This is a genomic window from Kribbella sp. NPDC051770, assembly GCF_040681455.1.
In the GTDB taxonomy this organism is placed as follows: domain Bacteria; phylum Actinomycetota; class Actinomycetes; order Propionibacteriales; family Kribbellaceae; genus Kribbella.
Genome location: NZ_JBFAYT010000017.1, coordinates 44,947 through 61,233, shown reverse-complemented (window position 1 = coordinate 61,233; position 16,287 = coordinate 44,947). Strand labels below are relative to the sequence as shown.

13 protein-coding genes are annotated in these 16,287 nt (G+C 69.8%); 12 read left to right on the top strand and 1 reads right to left on the bottom strand.

Translation table 11 applies throughout. The features are described 5' to 3' along the window. The first annotated feature begins 4 nt into the window (after positions 1 to 4). Positions 5 to 907, top strand: a complete 903-nt coding sequence (locus AB0M01_RS36175) for a LysR family transcriptional regulator (protein WP_363677033.1) — start codon at positions 5 to 7, stop codon at positions 905 to 907. 23 nt (positions 908 to 930) lie between these two features. On the opposite strand, the gene AB0M01_RS36170 is transcribed toward AB0M01_RS36175, so the two are convergent. Beyond that, positions 931 to 1,941, bottom strand: a complete 1,011-nt coding sequence (locus tag AB0M01_RS36170) for a LacI family DNA-binding transcriptional regulator (RefSeq protein ID WP_363677032.1) — start codon at positions 1,939 to 1,941, stop codon at positions 931 to 933. Positions 1,942 to 2,090: 149 nt separating this feature from the next. Between AB0M01_RS36170 and AB0M01_RS36165 the strand changes: the two genes are divergently transcribed. From AB0M01_RS36165 to murQ, 11 genes are read left to right on the top strand one after another with little or no spacing between them, the layout of a single operon-like run. Beyond that, complete coding sequence (locus AB0M01_RS36165; RefSeq protein WP_363677031.1) at positions 2,091 to 3,317, top strand: ABC transporter substrate-binding protein; 1,227 nt, start codon at positions 2,091 to 2,093, stop codon at positions 3,315 to 3,317. Between the two features lie 5 nt (positions 3,318 to 3,322). Further along, on the top strand, positions 3,323 to 4,267 hold the full coding sequence (locus tag AB0M01_RS36160) for a sugar ABC transporter permease (protein ID WP_363677029.1): 945 nt from the start codon (positions 3,323 to 3,325) through the stop codon (positions 4,265 to 4,267). A gap of 6 nt (positions 4,268 to 4,273) precedes the next feature. Further along, entirely contained in the window at positions 4,274 to 5,089 is an 816-nt protein-coding gene (locus AB0M01_RS36155) for a carbohydrate ABC transporter permease (RefSeq protein ID WP_363677028.1), read from the top strand. A gap of 18 nt (positions 5,090 to 5,107) precedes the next feature. Continuing rightward, a complete protein-coding gene (locus AB0M01_RS36150) occupies positions 5,108 to 5,884 on the top strand; it encodes a ThuA domain-containing protein (protein WP_363677026.1) in 777 nt (258 codons plus the stop codon). Next, positions 5,877 to 6,971 carry a Gfo/Idh/MocA family oxidoreductase gene (locus AB0M01_RS36145; protein WP_363677024.1) on the top strand — a complete coding sequence of 365 codons (1,095 nt, stop codon included), beginning with the start codon at positions 5,877 to 5,879 and terminating at the stop codon, positions 6,969 to 6,971. Before AB0M01_RS36150 ends, AB0M01_RS36145 begins: the two co-directional genes overlap by 8 nt. A gap of 60 nt (positions 6,972 to 7,031) precedes the next feature. Next, positions 7,032 to 8,837 carry a glycoside hydrolase family 3 protein gene (locus tag AB0M01_RS36140; RefSeq protein ID WP_363677023.1) on the top strand — a complete coding sequence of 602 codons (1,806 nt, stop codon included), beginning with the start codon at positions 7,032 to 7,034 and terminating at the stop codon, positions 8,835 to 8,837. Positions 8,838 to 8,842: 5 nt separating this feature from the next. Then, positions 8,843 to 11,383, top strand: a complete 2,541-nt coding sequence (locus AB0M01_RS36135; protein WP_363677022.1) for a glycoside hydrolase family 3 N-terminal domain-containing protein — start codon at positions 8,843 to 8,845, stop codon at positions 11,381 to 11,383. Positions 11,384 to 11,401: 18 nt separating this feature from the next. Then, positions 11,402 to 12,694: a DUF1343 domain-containing protein gene (locus AB0M01_RS36130; protein WP_363677021.1), complete on the top strand. Its 1,293-nt coding sequence runs from the start codon at positions 11,402 to 11,404 to the stop codon at positions 12,692 to 12,694. After that, positions 12,691 to 14,418 carry a serine hydrolase domain-containing protein gene (locus AB0M01_RS36125; protein WP_363677019.1) on the top strand — a complete coding sequence of 576 codons (1,728 nt, stop codon included), beginning with the start codon at positions 12,691 to 12,693 and terminating at the stop codon, positions 14,416 to 14,418. Before AB0M01_RS36130 ends, AB0M01_RS36125 begins: the two co-directional genes overlap by 4 nt. 35 nt (positions 14,419 to 14,453) lie before the next feature. Further along, complete coding sequence (locus AB0M01_RS36120; RefSeq protein ID WP_363677018.1) at positions 14,454 to 15,356, top strand: MurR/RpiR family transcriptional regulator; 903 nt, start codon at positions 14,454 to 14,456, stop codon at positions 15,354 to 15,356. A 31-nt stretch (positions 15,357 to 15,387) separates the two neighbouring features. Continuing rightward, a complete protein-coding gene (gene murQ / locus AB0M01_RS36115; RefSeq protein ID WP_363677016.1) occupies positions 15,388 to 16,281 on the top strand; it encodes an N-acetylmuramic acid 6-phosphate etherase in 894 nt (297 codons plus the stop codon). Positions 16,282 to 16,287 lie beyond the last annotated feature (6 nt).

The following is a 16,287-nucleotide window of genomic DNA, read 5'->3' as shown; positions in this document are numbered from 1 at the left end:
TCGGGTGGAGCTGCGTCAGTTGCGGTACTTCGTCGCGGTCGCCGAGGAGCTGAACTTCGGGCGGGCGGCCGCCCGGTTGCTGATCGCCGGGCCGTCGCTGTCCCAGCAGATCAAGGCGCTGGAGCGCGATCTCGGGGTGCAGCTGTTCGAGCGCGACCGGCGGTCGGTGACGCTGACCGCGTCCGGGCAGGCGTTGCTGCCGAAGACGCGGGAGCTGCTCGAGCAGGCCGACGCGTTACGGCGTACGGCGGCTGGGCTGGAGGGGGCCGACTGTGTGCGGCTCGGGTACGTGAGCTGGCACCCGAAGGATCTGGTCGCGCGGACGACCGGGGTCGCGCATCTCGTCGTGGACCCGTGGGTGATGCCGTCGCACACGCAGGCGAGCCGGGTCGCGGACGGGAGCATCGACCTGGCGATCTGCTGGGTGCGGACGCCGGACCTGGAGGAGCAGGGGCTCGCGGCGCGGTTGGCTGGGGTGGACCGGCTGCACGCGGTGAGCGTCGGGGAAGCGGGGCCGGTGCGAGCCGAGGACGTGGTGGTGCTGGTCGACGCGGACAGCGCTGCGTGGTCGTCGTGGAACGTGTACGCCGAGGAGTTCGCGGCGGCGACCGGCGCAGGGGTGGAGCGGATCGAGGACGAGGGGATCACCGGGCCGGCGTTCTTCGAGCACGTACGGCGGCTGCGGCGGCCGGTGATCAGCTCGCCGAAGCGGACCGGGATCCCGTTGCCGCCCGATCTCGTCCGGCGCCAGGTCGAGCGGCCGGCGCCGTACTGGACGTGGGCGCTGGTGTCGCGCGCGGACGAGACGAGAGCGGCGGTGCTGGGGACGATCGAGGCGCTGACTCACGGGGTGGAACTGCCGGAGGAGAAGGAGGCTTGGCTCCCGGAGACTGATCCGTTCCGCTGATGCGATCGGGCGGAAGACTTGGGCTAGGGGACGGGACCGACTGACTCACCCGGGACGAGCTTGGCGGGAACGAGCTGCGGGGGCAGGGGATCAGCGCCCTCCAGGTGGCGGATCAAGGACTGCGTGCCGAGTCGCCCGAGCTCCGGGCCAGGCGTTCGCATGATCGTCAGCTCCGGATTACTCATCGCCGCCGTGTCCGGAACCATCAGCAGCGGCAGCACCGACAGGTCGCCGGGAACGTCACGCCCGAGACGCTGCAGCCCGGCGGTCACCCCGAGCGCGGCGAACTCGTTCATCACCAGCACGGCCGTCGTCTCCGGATGCTCGCGCAGGATCTGCCCCGCCGCCTCGTGCCCGGCGCGGGTCGAGTCGCTGCACTCGATCACCACGATCTCCAGCCCGTGCTCGGCCGCGATCCGCCGGTAGGCGTCGCCGATCCGCACCCACGGGCCGTACTCGTGGAAGCGCGGGTCGTCCAGGTCGCCCGACAGCAGCACGAGCCGCCGGTGCCCGAGCCCGTGCAGGTACGACACCGCGTCCGCGACGGTCGTGTCGAAGTCGATGTCGACGTGCGTCAGCCCTTCGAGCTCCGTCGTCCGCCCGATCATCGCGAACGGCGTACCGGTCTCTCGCAGTACGCCGACCCGCGCGTCGTCGAGCTGGACCTCCATCAGCACCACCCCGTCGACCAGTCCCTGCCCGAGCAGCTCGCGCAGCTCGACGCCGTCGTTGCCGACCGGCCAGAGCACCAGGTGGTAGTCGTCCTCGCGCGCGGCCTCGGCCGCGCTGGTGAAGAACTCGGCGGTCGACGTCCCGAACCGGTGCTCGAGCGCCGGGTAGGCCATCGCGATGATGTGGGTCCGCCGGCTGGCCAGCGCCCGCGCGACCACGTTGCGCCGGTATCCGAGCTCGGCCATCGCCTGCTCGATCCGGGCCCGGGTCGCGGCGCCGACCGGTTTGGTGTCGTTCAGCAGGAACGACACCGTCGCGATCGAGACCCCCGCGCGGTCCGCGACCTCCTGCATCGTCGCCATACGTCCCCCTCGAACCCTTGACAGCAGTGTGACCCAAGGAACATAGTCCTAGCCAATTCAGTTAAGCGCTTTACCGCAGCGTCGGCAAGTGCGGCGCCGGTCATTGGTCAAGCGCTTTGATCGTCGATTCCCCGAAGGAGTCCGATGCCATGATCAGCAAGCGGATCACCGCCCTGGTGGCGGGTGCGACCGCGCTGCCACTCCTGCTGGCCGCGTGCGGCGACAACGGCGACAGCCCGTCCGCCTCGGGTGCGTCCGTCAGCAGCCTCACCGTCCTCGACTACTACAACAACGACCCGGACAAGGCCCTGGTGCAGAAGGGCCTGGACGGTTGCGCGACGCAGCTCGGGATCAGCATCCAGCGGGAGACGGTGCCTGGTGACACCTTGATCCAGAAGGTGCTGCAGCAGGCGTCGTCCAAGACGCTGCCCGACGTCCTGATGCTCGACAACCCCGACGTCCAGCAGATCGCCGCCACGGGGGCGCTCGCTCCGCTGAACGACCTGGGTGTCACCTCCGAGGGGTTCGCACAGGGCATCGTCGACGCCGGCTCGTACGACGGCAAGCTCTACGGCCTCGCGCCTGTGGTGAACACGATCGCGCTGTTCTACAACACCCAGATGCTCACCGAGGCGGGCGTCCAGCCGCCGAAGACCTGGGACGAGCTGCGGGCCGCGGCGAAGAAGCTGACCAAGCCGGGCCGGTACGGGATCGCGTTCAACGCCAACGCGACGTACGAGGGTGCTTGGCAGTTCCTGCCGGCGATGTGGACCAACGGCGGTGACGAGACCGATCTGACCAGCCCGCAGGTGGCCGAAGCCCTGCAGCTGTGGACGGATCTCGTGCAGTCCGGCTCGGCGTCGAAGAGTGTCGTGAACTGGACCCAGGGCGACGCGAAGGACCAGTTCGCCGCGGGCAAGGCCGCGATGATGGTGAACGGTCCCTGGCAGATCCCGTCGCTGCAGACCACGCCGAACGTGAAGTGGGACGTCGTCCAGTTCCCGGTGAACAAGGCCGGGCAGACGCCGGTCGCGCCGCTCGGCGGTGAGGCCTGGACGGTGCCGCTGAACAAGGACCAGGCCAAGCAGCAGAAGGCCGCGGACTTCGTGAAGTGCCTGACCTCGGACGAGAACGAGCTGACCTGGGCCAAGGCCCGGTTCACGGTGCCGACCCGGACCGCGCTGCTCGACACCTACGTCAAGGACGTGCCCTCGATGGCCGCGTTCACCGAGCAGGTCAAGAACGCCCGGTCCCGGACCGGCAAGCTCGGGGAGAAGTGGCCGGACGCCGCCAAGGTGATCTACCAGGCCGTCCAGCTCGCCCTGACCGGCAAGGCCTCTCCCCAGGACGCCTTCAAGCAGGCCTCCGGCGGCTGATCGCGATGGCGGACGGAACGCTCACCCGCACGTCCGTACGACGGCTGCCGCGCGCCCGGGGGCGCGGCCGCCGGGGCGAGGAGCTGACCAAGATCCTGTTCGTGCTGCCGGCCGCGGTCGCGATGGTCGCGCTGTTCGGCTACCCGGTGGTGAAGAACCTGCTGATGAGCCTGCAGGACTACACGCTGCGGACCTTCTTCACCGGCGAGGCGCCGTTCGTCGGGCTGGCCAACTACTCGGCGATGGTGAAGCACCAGCTGTTCTCGCAGGCGATGGTGAACACGGCCCTGTTCACGGTCGGGTCGATCGCGTTCCAGTTCGTGATCGGGCTGGGACTGGCGCTGTTCTTCCGGCGCCGGTTCCCGCTCGGCGGGGTGCTGCGGTCGATGCTGCTGCTGCCCTGGCTGCTGCCGCTGATCGTGTCCAGCGCGACCTGGCGCTCGATCCTCGAGCAGGACAACGGGATCCTGAACCGGACGCTGATCGGCGCCGGGCTGCTCGACGACCCGGTGCCGTGGCTGAACTCGCCGTCGGTGGCGCTGATCGCGGTGATCGGCGTGAACATCTGGATCGGCATCCCGTTCAACGTGACGCTGCTGTACTCCGGGCTGACCGAGATCCCCGACGAGCTCTACGAGGCCGGGCAGCTCGACGGCGCGACCGGGTGGCGGGCGTTCGTCCACATCACCTGGCCGAACCTGCGGGCGGTGGCCAGCGTGGTGCTGATGCTCGGGGTGGTCTACACGATCAAGGTGCTGGACATCATCCTCGGCCTGACCGGTGGTGGTCCGGCCAACGCGACGCAGACGCTGGCGACGCAGTCGTACGAGCGGTCGTTCGTCGACTTCAAGTTCGGTGAGGGCGCGGCGCTGAGCAACCTGCTGATCGCCCTGTCGTTCCTGTTCGCGGTCTTCTACCTGCGCGGCACCCGCCGTGCTGTGGACGAGTGAGGCTCCATGACCGACTCAACCGTCCGGCGCGCGATCTTCAGCGTGCTCGGCGTCCTGATCCTCGTGGTGATGCTGTTCCCGGTGTACTGGATGGTGAACGCGTCGCTGCAGCCGTCCGGCAACACCCTGACCGCGGGCCTGCTCCCGCTCGACCCGAGCTTCGCCGGCTACCGGCGGGCGCTCAGCGAGCAGGGTGGGCACCTGGTCACCAGCCTGATCATCGCCAGCGGGACCGTCGTACTGAGTCTGGCGATCGCGACGCCGTGCGCGTACGCGCTGTCGCAGTTCCGGTCCCGGTGGGTGTCGATCGGGCTGCTGGCGATCCTGATCTCGCAGATGATCCCGGGCATCGTGATCGCCAACGCGCTCTACCAGGCGTACGAGAAGCTCGGGCTGCTGAACTCGATCCCGGGGCTGATCGTGGCCAACTGCAGCAGCGGGATCCCGTTCGCGATCCTGATCCTGCGCTCGTTCATGCTCTCGCTGCCGCCGTCGCTGGTGGAGGCCGCGCGGGTGGACGGCGCCGGGCTGGTCCGTGCCTTCGTCGCGATCGTGCTGCCGATCTCGAAGAACTCCCTCATCACCGCGGGCCTGTTCAGCTTCCTGTTCTCCTGGAGCGACTTCCTGTTCGCGCTGACGCTGACCACCAAGAACGGCGTCCGCCCGGTGACGCTCGGGATCTACCAGTACCTCGGCACCCAGGTGCAGAACTGGAACGCGGTGATGGCCACCGCGGTGCTCTCGGCGATCCCGGCCGTCGTGCTGCTGGTCGCCGCGCAGAAGTACATCGCCGCCGGCGCCGTCGGCGGAGCGGTCAAATAATCCTTAAGGACAAGACGTATGAGCTTGAAAGTACTGGTCTGGGGCGAGAACCGGCACGAGCAGGTCGAGCCGCACGTCGCCGAGCTCTACCCCGACGGCATGCACGGCGCGATCGCCGCCGGGATCGCCGAGAACCTCGGCGACCAGGCGGTCGTCACCACCACGACCCTCGACGAGCCCGAGCACGGCCTCACCGAGGAGGTGCTGGCCAACACCGACGTCCTGGTCTGGTGGGGTCACGCCGCGCACGGTGAGGTGGAGGACAAGGTCGTCGACCGCGTTCACCAGCAGGTGCTGTCCGGGATGGGCCTGGTCGTGCTGCACTCCGGCCACTGGTCGAAGATCTTCGGCAAGCTGATGGGCACGTCGTGCACGCTGCGCTGGCGCAGCGAGCGCGACCGCGAGCTGGTCTGGACGGTCGCGCCGACGCACCCGATCGCGCAGGGCGTCCCGCACCCGATCGAGATCGAGCAGCAGGAGATGTACGGCGAGTACTTCGACATCCCGGTGCCCGACGAGCTGATCTTCGTCTCGTCGTTCTCCGGCGGCGAGGTGTTCCGCTCGGGCTGCACCTGGCGGCGCGGGCACGGCAAGATCTTCTACTTCTCGCCCGGCGACCAGGACTTCCCGGTCTACCACCACAAGGACGTCCGCAAGGTGATCGCCAACGGCGTCGCTTGGGCGCACACCGATCGGCCCGAGCGTGCCGTACCGACGTTGCTCCGCTACGAGACCGGTGACTTCTTCCACGGGCACGGCTACCAGGGCGCGATCGAGGAGCCCGCCGATGCCTGACCCGTTGCGGCTCGTGCAGGTCGGGGCCGGCGGGATGGGCCGGGCCTGGCTGCGCACGATCGCCGCGAACGACGACGTCGTGCTGGCCGGCCTGGTCGATCTCGACCTGGACACAGCCCGTACGGCGGCCGCCGAGCACGGCTACGCCGACGTACCGGTGGCCAGGTCCCTCGAAGACCTGGCCGTCGCGGCCGACGCGGTGATCGACGTGACCGTCCCGGCCGCGCACCCGGCGGTGAGCATCGACGCCCTGCTGCGCGGGCTGCCGGTGCTCTGCGAGAAGCCGCTGGCCGAGACGGTCCGCGAGTGCCTGCCGATGGTCGCCGCGTCGGAGGTGAGCGGCAAGCTGCTGATGGTCTCGCAGTCCCGCCGCTACTTCCGGGCCGGTACGGCGTTCCGCCGGCAGCTCGCCGAGCTCGGTCCGGTCGGGTCGCTGGCCTGTGAGTTCGCCAAGGCGCCGCACTTCAGCGGGTTCCGCGAGCGGATGGCCGAGCCGCTGCTGGTCGACATGGCGATCCACCAGTTCGACCTGGCCCGGACACTGATCGGTTCCGAGCCGGTGTCGGTCTACTGCGACTCGTACAACCCGGAGTGGAGCTGGTTCGACGGGAACGCGGCGGCGAACGCGATCTTCACCTTCGCGAACGGCGCTCGCTTCTCGTTCACCGGCAGCTGGTGCGCGCCAGGGCTGGAGACCTCGTGGAACGGCCGGTGGCGCGCGAGCGCCGAAGGCGGAACCGCGACCTGGGACGGCGACAACGCGCCGGTCGCGGAGCGGGCCGGCGGCGAGTCGATCCCGGCTGACCTCCGGGAGGATCCGGAGGAGATCGCCGGCTCGCTGGCCGAGTTCGTCGCGGCGGTCCGGTCGGGGACGACCCCGCAGTCGGAGGTGCACTCGAACCTGATCAGCGTCGCGATGGTCGAGGCCGCGGTGCGTTCGGCCGCGCTGAAGTCACCGGTCCGGATCGCCGACGTGGTCGGCGACGCGTTCACCGAAGCGCTCGACACGGTTCAGCGGCCGGAGCTGCTGGCTGCCCTCAAGAGCTGGGAGGATGACTTGCCGTTTCCCCTTGACCCATCTGCGTGACGTGGGTAACTTTCGCGTGCGGGGGAGACGCATGTAATTCACTTACCTGAGGGGTCGGTCATGTCCTCGTTGCGCCGCTCTGTCACTGCCAGTCTCGCTGCCGCGACCGCGGCCGCTCTGATCCCGGCGGCCGCGGTCGCGGCACCACCACCGCCCGAACCGAAGGCTCCGATCACCAGCCTCCAGCAGGCCACCAAGGCGATGCGGGGGATGAGCCTGGAGGAGAAGATCGGGCAGCTGTTCGTGCTGTTCGCCTACGGCCCGGACGCGAGCAAGCCCGACCCCCGCAACACCGCCCTGTACGGCGTCGCGACGCCGGCCGAAGTCGTCGCGAAGTACAAGCCGGGCGGCTGGATCTACTTCAACGCCCGCGACAACGTGCAGAACCCGACGCAGCTGGCGACGTACTCGAACCAGCTGCAGTCGGCTGCGATCAAGACCGGGCTGCACCTGCCGCTGACGATCGCGACCGACCAGGAGCAGGGCGTCGTGGTCCGGATCGGTCCGCCCGCCACCCAGTTCGGCGGCAACATGGCCCACGGCGCCACCCGCAGCACCGCCGACGCCCGGACCGCGGCCGGCATCACTGGCCGCGAGCTGAAGGCGATGGGCATCCGGCAGGACTACGCGCCGGACGCCGACGTGAACGTGAACGCGCTCAACCCGGTGATCGGTGTCCGCTCCTACTCCAGCGACCCGAAGCTCGTCTCCGACATGACCACCGCCCAGGTCCAGGGCTACCAGCGCGACGCCGGGATCACCGCGACCGCGAAGCACTTCCCGGGCCACGGCGACACCCGCGACGACAGCCACACCTCGCTGCCGACGATCAACCACACGCTGGCCGAGTGGAACACGATCGACGCACCGCCGTTCAAGGCCGCGATCAAGGCCGGCATCGACTCGATCATGACCGCGCACATCTCGGTCCCGTCGCTGGACCCGTCCGGTGACCCGGCGACGCTGAGCAAGCCGATCATGACCGGGGTGCTGCGCAACCAGCTCGGCTTCAAGGGCCTGATCATCACCGACGCGCTGGAGATGGCCGCGGTCCGGGCCAAGTACGGCGACGCCGAGGTCGCGGTCCGCGCGCTCGAGGCCGGCGCCGACCAGCTGCTGCTGCCGCCGGCTCCGGACGTCCAGTTCAAGGCCGTCGTGGACGCGGTGAAGTCGGGCCGGATCAGCGAGCGCCGGATCGACGAGAGCCTGCTGCGGATCCTGCTGGTCAAGCTGAAGAACGGCACCCTGCTGTCGCCGTTCTCCGACCCGGCGCAGATCCCGAACAAGGTCGGTACGCCGGCCAGCCTGGCCACCGCGCAGAAGATCGTCGACAAGTCGATGACCCTGGTCAAGAACGACACCAGCACGCTGCCGCTGAGCAACACCGCGCGCAAGATCCTGGTCACCGGCTGGGGCGTCACCACCACGCAGTCGCTGGCGAACAGCCTGACCACCCGCGGCGCGACCACCACCGTGGCGCAGACCGGCGCGGCCCCGACCGACGCGGCGATCGCCGACGCGGTGACGAAGGCCCAGGCCAACGACGTCACCGTCGTCCTGACGCAGAAGGCGTGGGACACCACAGTCACCGACAAGCAGGCCAAGCAGCAGAAGCTGGTCAACGACCTGCTGGCCACCGGCAAGACCGTGATCGTCGTCGCCGTCCGCGACCCGTACGACATCGCGTACTTCGACCAGGCGCCGACCTACGTCGCCACCTACGGCTACCAGGCGGTCTCGATGGAGTCGCTGGCCAAGGTCCTGTACGGCGAGATCAAGCCGGCCGGCAAGCTCCCGGTCGACATCCCGGTGGCCGGTGACCCGGCCACACCGCTCTACCCGTTCGGCCACGGCCTGAGCTGGTGACCCGGATGGAGCTCACCCGACGCCAGACCCTCGGCCTCGCGGCGGCGGCAGTCGCCGGTACGGCGTTGAGCGCGGCTCCGGCCCAGGCAGCGGGCAACCGCTGGGTCCGCGAGACGCTGCGGGCGATGACGCTGGAGCAGAAGGTCGGCCAGCTGTTCGTCTGCTACGCCTACGGCCCGACCGCGAGCACCGCCGACCCGCGCAACACCGACCTGTACGGCGTCGCGACGCCGGCCGAGGTGGTCCGCAAGTACCACCTCGGCGGTGTCATCTACTTCGCTTGGACCGACTCGGTGAAGGACCCGCAGCAGATCGCCCGACTGTCGAACGGCCTGCAGTCCGCGGCGATCGGCAGCGGCGGCGTACCGCTGCAGATCAGTACCGACCAGGAGCACGGTGTCGTGTTCCGGGTCGGTCCTCCGGCGACGCAGTTCCCGGGTGCGATGGCGCTCGGCGCGACCCGCTCGACGCAGTTCGCTCGCCAGGCGGGCGGGATCGGTGGTCGCGAGCTGAAGGCTGTCGGCGTCACGACCGACTTCGCGCCGGTCGCCGACGTCAACGTGAACCCGCTGAACCCGGTGATCGGCGTCCGGTCGTTCTCGTCCGACACCAAGCTGGTCGCGGACCTGACCGCGGCGCAGGTCCAGGGCTACCAGCGCGACGGCCGGATCGTCTCGACCGCCAAGCACTTCCCGGGCCACGGCGACACCGCGACCGACAGCCACACCGGCATCCCGGTGATCAACCACACCGTGCAGGAGTGGAACGCGATCGACCGGCCGCCGTTCGAGGCGGCGATCCGGGCCGGGATCGACTCGATCATGACCGCGCACATCGTGGTCCCGGCGCTGGACCCGTCCGGTGACCCGGCGACGCTGAGCCGGCCGATCCTGACCGGCATCCTGCGCGAGCAGTTGCGCTTCGACGGCGTGGTCATCACCGATTCGCTCGGGATGCAAGGCGTTCGCGACAAGTACGGCGACGCCGAGATCCCGTTGCGGGCGCTCGAGGCGGGCGTCGACCAGTTGCTGATGCCGGTCGATCTCGACCTCGCCTACAACTCGGTCCTCGACGCCGTGCGCAGCGGCCGGATCAGCGAGCAGCGGATCGACCAGAGCGTCGAGCGAGTACTCAGCCTGAAGCTCAAGACCGGTGTCGTCGACCGCCCGTACGTCGAGCTCGCGCAGGTCGCGAAGGTCGTCGGTACGCCGGCCAACTACGCCGTCGCGCAGCAGATCGCGGACCGTACGACGACCGTGCTGCGCAACGACGCCGGGCTGCTCCCGCTGTCACCCGCGCCGCGCACGATCCTGGTCGCGGGCTACACCCCGGCCGTGCTCGGGACGGCGTTGCAGGGCCGCGGCCACACGACGGTCGTGAAGGACACCGGCGCGACGCCGACCGACGCGAAGATCGCCGACGCGGTGGCGGCGGCAGCAACCGCTGACCTGACCGTCGTACTGACGATGAAGGCGTGGGACACCGCCGTCACCGACAAGCTGGCCAAGCAGCAGAAGCTGGTCAACGACCTGCTCGCCACCGGCCGCCCGGTGATCGTGGTCGCCGTCCGCGACCCGTACGACGTGTCGCGCTTCCCGACCGCGGAGACGACGCTGGCGACGTACTCGTACGCCGCGGTGTCGATGGAGGCGCTGGCCAAGGTCATCACCGGCGAGATCGCGCCGACGGGCAAGCTGCCGGTCGACGTCCCGACGGTCGACGACCCGGCGACGCCGCTGCATCCGTTCGGGCACGGGCTGACCTGGGACGCCCGCGAGACCCGGCTGACGGTCGCGTCGTACAACATCCACGCGGGCGCCGGCGAGGACAACGTGTTCGACCTGGACCGGACCGCGCAGGCGCTGAAGGCGCTCGACGCGGACGTGATCGGCCTGCAGGAGGTCGACGTGCACTGGGACGCGCGCAGCCAGTGGCTCGACACGCTCACCGAGCTGGCGACGAAGCTCGGGATGCACGCCGGGTTCGCGCCGATCTACGACCTCGATCCGCCCGCGGCCGGGCAACCCCGCCGGCAGTACGGCGTCGGGCTGCTGTCGCGTTTCCCGCTGGTGCGCACGGAGAACCACCCGATCACCCGGCTGTCCACGCAGGACCCGAACCCGGTCCCCGCGCCTGCGCCGGGCTTCCTGGAGGCCGAGCTGGACGTTCGCGGTCGCCGGGTACACGTCTACGTGACGCACCTGGACTACCGCGCCGATCCCGCCGTCCGCCGGGCACAGGTCGACGACACGCTCAAGATCCTCGCCCGCGACAAGGCGCGGGATCTCCAAGTCCTCACCGGCGACTTCAATGCCGAGGCGAACGCGCCGGAGCTCGCCAAGCTCTGGCGGCGGCTGACCGACGCCTGGACGGCCGCCGAAGACACCACCGGCGGGCCGTTGACCTATCCGGCCGGCGTACCGGTCAAGCGCATCGACTTCGTGACCGTCGGCCGTGGCTTCCACGTCCGGCAGGCAACCGTTCCTCCCGAGTCCGCGGCCAGTGACCACCGCCCCGTGGTGGCCGACCTTCACTTCCGTCCGTAACCGAAGGAGACCCCCCTCATGAAGCGCCGCAGTCTGCTGGCGGGTGCCGGAGCCCTGGCCGCCACCCCGCTGATCTCCACCCAGGCCGCCGCTGCCGCCGAGCAGCCCAAGCACGGTGGCAAGAAGGTGACCACCGGCGCCCAGGCGCTGGCCAAGGACAACTGGAAGGCGCTGGCCGGCCAGAAGGTCGGCGTGATCAGCAACCCAACCGGCATCCTCGACGACCTGAACCACGTCGTCGACACCATGCACGCCTCCGGCAAGGTGAACGTGGTCGCGGTCTTCGGCCCCGAGCACGGTTTCCGCGGCAGCGCCCAGGCCGGCGGTTCCGAGGGCGACCACGTCGACCCGCGGACCGGGATCATGGTCTACGACGCGTACGGCGCGAACGCGGCCAAGCTGGTCACGCTCTACCAGAAGTCCGGGGTGGAGACCGTCGTCTTCGACATCCAGGACGTCGGCGCCCGGTTCTACACCTACATCTGGACCATGTACGAGGCGATGCTGGCCGCCGTCCAGACCGGTGCGAAGTTCGTCGTGCTGGACCGGCCGAACCCGGTCGGCGGCTACGCCCGCGGGCCGATGATGAAGCCCGGTTTCACCTCCGGTGTCGGCAAGGAGGAGATCATCCAGCAGCACGGCATGACGGTCGGCGAGCTGGCCCGGATGTTCAACGCCGAGTACCTGCCGCTGGACGCGAACGGCGCCCGGCTCAAGGAGCTCCAGGTGATCAAGGTCGAGGGCTGGAAGCGCGACCAGATCTACTCCGACACCGGCCTGACCTGGGTGATGCCGAGCCCGAACATGCCGACCCCGGACACCGCGCTGCTCTACCCGGGCACCTGCCTGTTCGAGGCGACCAACATGTCCGAGGGCCGCGGTACGACGCGGCCGTTCGAGCTGATCGGTGCGCCGTACATCGACTACAAGTGGGCGCAGGCGCTGCAGGCCAAGAACATCCCGGGCGTCGACTTCCGGGAGGCGTACTTCACGCCGTTCATCTCCAAGAACGCCAACGTGCTCTGCGGCGGCGTCCAGGTGCAGATCACCGACCCGCACAAGGTCGAGGCGATCGTCGCGGCCACGCACATGATCGTCGAGGCCAAGCGGCTCTACCCGGGCTTCGCCTGGCGGACCGGCGACAATCCGCCCGGCCGCTGGATCGACCTGCTGTCCGGCTCGGACCGGTTCCGCACCATGCTGGACGGCGGCGCGAGCGCCGAGCAGATCGTCGCGGCCTGGAAGTCCGAGACCGACGCGTGGACCGCGCGCCGCGCCAAGTACCTGCTGTACAAGGGAGACCACCGGTGATCAAGACGGTACTCGGTGTGGCGGTAGTGTCGTCCCTGATGCTCACCATGGCCGCCCCTGCAGTTGCTGGGGGCAACAAATCCGGACGTTTCGACGAGCCGTTCAGCGGCTACGCGCCGAAGGGAACGCTGCTGCGCGACTCGACTCCCGCCAAGGCCGGTCTGGACCCGGCGCCGATCGACGCCGCGCTGGCCCAGGTGGCCGGCTGGACCAAGCCGAACGGCACGGTCAAGCCCCTGTACGCCGGAGCCGTCACGCTGCTCGGCCACGACGGCAAGATCGTCACCCGCAACGCGACCGGGATGGCGCTCAAGTACGCCGACGGCAGCGGCACCGAGCTGCCCGCCGACCAGCAGATCCCGATGCGCACCGACACGATCTTCGACATGGCCTCGGTCTCGAAGCTGTTCACCTCGATCGTCGTGCTGCAGCTGGTGGAGAAGAACAAGGTCTCCCTGGACGAGCCGATCGCGACGTACGTGCCGGAGTTCGCCGAGAACGGCAAGGCGGCGATCACCGTCCGGCAGGCGCTCACCCACACCACCGGGCTGCCCGCGTTCCTGCCGCTGTGGAGCGCGCAGCCGGACCCGGCGTCGCGGATGAACATGGCGCTGACCGCCAAGCTGGTCAACCCGCCCGGCAGCACCTACCTGTACAGCGACCTGAACCTGATCTCGCTCGGTGAGCTGGCGCACCGGGTGACCGGCAAGACGCTGGACAAGCTGGTCGCCGACGGCATCACCAAGCCGCTGCAGATGAAGGACACCGGCTACAACCCGGACCCGAAGAAGAAGCAGCGGATCGCCGCGACCGAGTTCCAGGTCGCGCCGGACCGCGGCATGGTCTGGGGCTCGGTGCACGACGAGAACGCCTGGTCGCTCGGCGGCGTCGCCGGGCACGCGGGCGTCTTCAGCACCGCGGACGATCTCGCCGTCCTGGCGCAGGCCTTCCTGAACGGCGGCAGCTACCGGCACGCCCGGATCCTCAAGGAAAGCTCCGTCACCGCGATGATCACCAACTTCAACCAGGGCTTCCCGGGCAACGACCACGGTCTGGGCTTCGAGCTCAACCAGCGCTGGTACATGGGCGGCCTGTCCGGTCCCCGCGCGGCCGGCCACACCGGCTACACCGGGACGTCGGTGGTGATCGACTTCGACTCCCGCTCGTTCGCGATCCTGCTCAGCAACCGGGTCCACCCGAGCCGGAACTGGGGCAGCAACAACCCGGCCCGGCGTGCGGTCGTGCAGGGCCTGGCGCTGTCGCTCGGCGTCGGCCCGCGGCATGGCAAGGACGCCTGGTTCTCCGGTACGACGGACGCCGCGACCACCACGCTCGCGCTGCCCGTCGCCGTACCGGCGGCCGGGGCGAAGCTGGCCTTCGACCTGTTCGTGGACACCGAGGACACCGACCTGCTGTACCTGGAGAGCTCGACCGACGGAACGACCTGGACGAAGGTTCCGTTCACGGTCCGCGACCGGGGGACCGTCACGGACTTCGACGGCTCGATCAGCGGCTCCGGCGACCGGAACTGGCACCAGGTGTCGGCGGACGTTCCCGGCGGCAACCAGACGCTGCGCTGGCGCTACACCTCCGACCCGCTGTACCAGGGCCGGGGCGTCTACGTGGACGGTGTGAAGCTCACCGACGGCCGCAAGGTCGTGTTCGACGGTGAGCGCAGCCCGGAGGCTTTTACCGCAACAGGTTGGAGACTTTCGCGTCGGTGACCCCTTCGGGTGCTCATTCGCCGTACCGTGGCGTCATGACTTCCACGACCTCTCCAGAACCCACGGGGCCGCTGCTGGTCCGGGTCCGCGCGGTGATGCCCGCGCTGGCCCCGGCCGAGCAGCGGGTGGCGAACGCGGTCCTCGCGGACCCGGGCGGCGTGGCGGCGATGACGATCTCCGAACTGGCCGAGGTGGCCTCCACCTCGGAGACCACGGTGATCCGGTTCTGCAAGCAGATCGGCGTCCCCGGCTACCCGCAGCTGCGCCTGCAGCTGGCGGCGCAGTCGGCCCAGGAGATGGTCCGGCCGGAGGTCGGCGGCGACATCGAGCCGGGTGACTCGCTCGACGACGTGGTCGGCAAGGTCGCGTTCGCCGACGAGCGGGCGGTCCGCGAGACCGCCCAGCAGCTCGACGTGGACCAGCTCAGCAAGGTGGTCGCCGCGGTCGCCCGGGCGCCGCGGGTCGACCTGTACGGCGCGGCGGCGAGCGCCTTCGTGGCGCTCGACCTGCAGCAGAAGCTGCACCGGATCCGCCGGGTCGCGTTCGCCTGGTCCGACGTGCACGTGATGCTGACCAGCGCCGCGCTGCTGAACACCGACGACGTCGCGATCGGGATCTCGCACACCGGGACCACGGTCGAGGTGATCGAGGCGCTCGAGGAGGCCAAGCGGCACGGCGCCACCACGGTCGCGGTGACCAACTTCCCGCGCTCGCCGCTGGCCCAGACGGCCGATCTGGTGCTGACCACGGCCGCGCGCGAGACGACGTACCGGTCCGGGGCGATGTCGAGCCGGATCGCGCAGCTGATGGTGATCGACTGCCTGTTCATCGGGGTCGCCCAGTCGGTGCTGCCGGACGCCCGCAAGGCGCTCGAGGAGACCGCGACCGCGGTCCGCGGGCACCGGGTGAAGACGTCCGTCAACGATCAACAGAATTGAAAAACCTTCAGTAGAAAACTAACATCGAGATGTGACGACACCCACGGAAGCGCGCAACCCCCGGACGCTCGCGATCGATGCGGTGGGGACCGCCGAGATCCTGCGGATGATGAACGCCGAGGACGCCCGGGTCGCCGACGCGGTGGGTGCCGTCGTGCCGGAGATCGCCAAGGTCGTGGACGCGGCCGTGGCCGCCGTCCGGGCCGGTGGGCGGGTGCACTACTTCGGAGCCGGTACGTCGGGCCGCCTGGCGGTCCTGGACGCCGCTGAGCTGCTGCCCACCTTCCACGCGCCCGACGATCTCGTCGTCGCGCACCACGCCGGCGGCATGCCGGCGCTGCTGCGCGCCGTCGAGAACGTCGAGGACTCCGAGGAGGGTGGCGCCGCCGACGCCTCCGGGGTGACCGGGCTGGACGTCGTGATCGGCCTCGCGGCCTCCGGCAGTACGCCGTACGTCGCCGGTGCGCTGAAGTACGCGCGCTCGGTGGGCGCGAGCACCGCGCTGATCACGTCGAACCCGCAGGCGCCGCTCGCGCCGCTGGCCGACGTGCTGATCGCCGCCGACACCGGGCCCGAGGTGATCGCCGGGTCCACGCGGCTGAAGGCCGGCACCGCGCAGAAGATGGTGCTGAACGCGTTCTCGACCACGCTGATGATCAAGCTCGGCCGGACCTGGTCGAACCTGATGGTCGACATGGTTGCCACCAACAACAAGCTGCGCGGCCGGATGCTGCGGATCCTGGCCGAGGCCACCGGTGCCGACCAGGACGCGTGCTCCGCGGCCCTGGCCGAGGCTGACGGCGAGCTGAAGCCGGCGCTGGTGCATCTGCTGACCGGCAGCCCGGTCGCGGCCGCCCGCGAGGCGCTGGCCGAGGCTGACGGACGCGTGGCTGTGGCCCTGGGCAAGCTGGGCGCACCCGCTTAAACGGTT

What these genes read in the sequence shown, in the direction of transcription:
- AB0M01_RS36165 (WP_363677031.1), top strand. Translation starts at nt 2,091, where the DNA reads ATGATCAGCAAGCGGATCACCGCCCTGGTGGCGGGTGCGACCGCGCTG.
- AB0M01_RS36155 (WP_363677028.1), top strand. Translation starts at nt 4,274, where the DNA reads ATGACCGACTCAACCGTCCGGCGCGCGATCTTCAGCGTGCTCGGCGTC.
- AB0M01_RS36145 (WP_363677024.1), top strand. Translation starts at nt 5,877, where the DNA reads ATGCCTGACCCGTTGCGGCTCGTGCAGGTCGGGGCCGGCGGGATGGGC.
- AB0M01_RS36135 (WP_363677022.1), top strand. Translation starts at nt 8,843, where the DNA reads ATGGAGCTCACCCGACGCCAGACCCTCGGCCTCGCGGCGGCGGCAGTC.
- AB0M01_RS36160 (WP_363677029.1), top strand. Translation starts at nt 3,323, where the DNA reads ATGGCGGACGGAACGCTCACCCGCACGTCCGTACGACGGCTGCCGCGC.
- AB0M01_RS36150 (WP_363677026.1), top strand. Translation starts at nt 5,108, where the DNA reads ATGAGCTTGAAAGTACTGGTCTGGGGCGAGAACCGGCACGAGCAGGTC.
- AB0M01_RS36140 (WP_363677023.1), top strand. Translation starts at nt 7,032, where the DNA reads ATGTCCTCGTTGCGCCGCTCTGTCACTGCCAGTCTCGCTGCCGCGACC.
- AB0M01_RS36170 (WP_363677032.1), bottom strand. Translation starts at nt 1,941, where the DNA reads ATGGCGACGATGCAGGAGGTCGCGGACCGCGCGGGGGTCTCGATCGCG.
- AB0M01_RS36120 (WP_363677018.1), top strand. Translation starts at nt 14,454, where the DNA reads ATGACTTCCACGACCTCTCCAGAACCCACGGGGCCGCTGCTGGTCCGG.
- AB0M01_RS36130 (WP_363677021.1), top strand. Translation starts at nt 11,402, where the DNA reads ATGAAGCGCCGCAGTCTGCTGGCGGGTGCCGGAGCCCTGGCCGCCACC.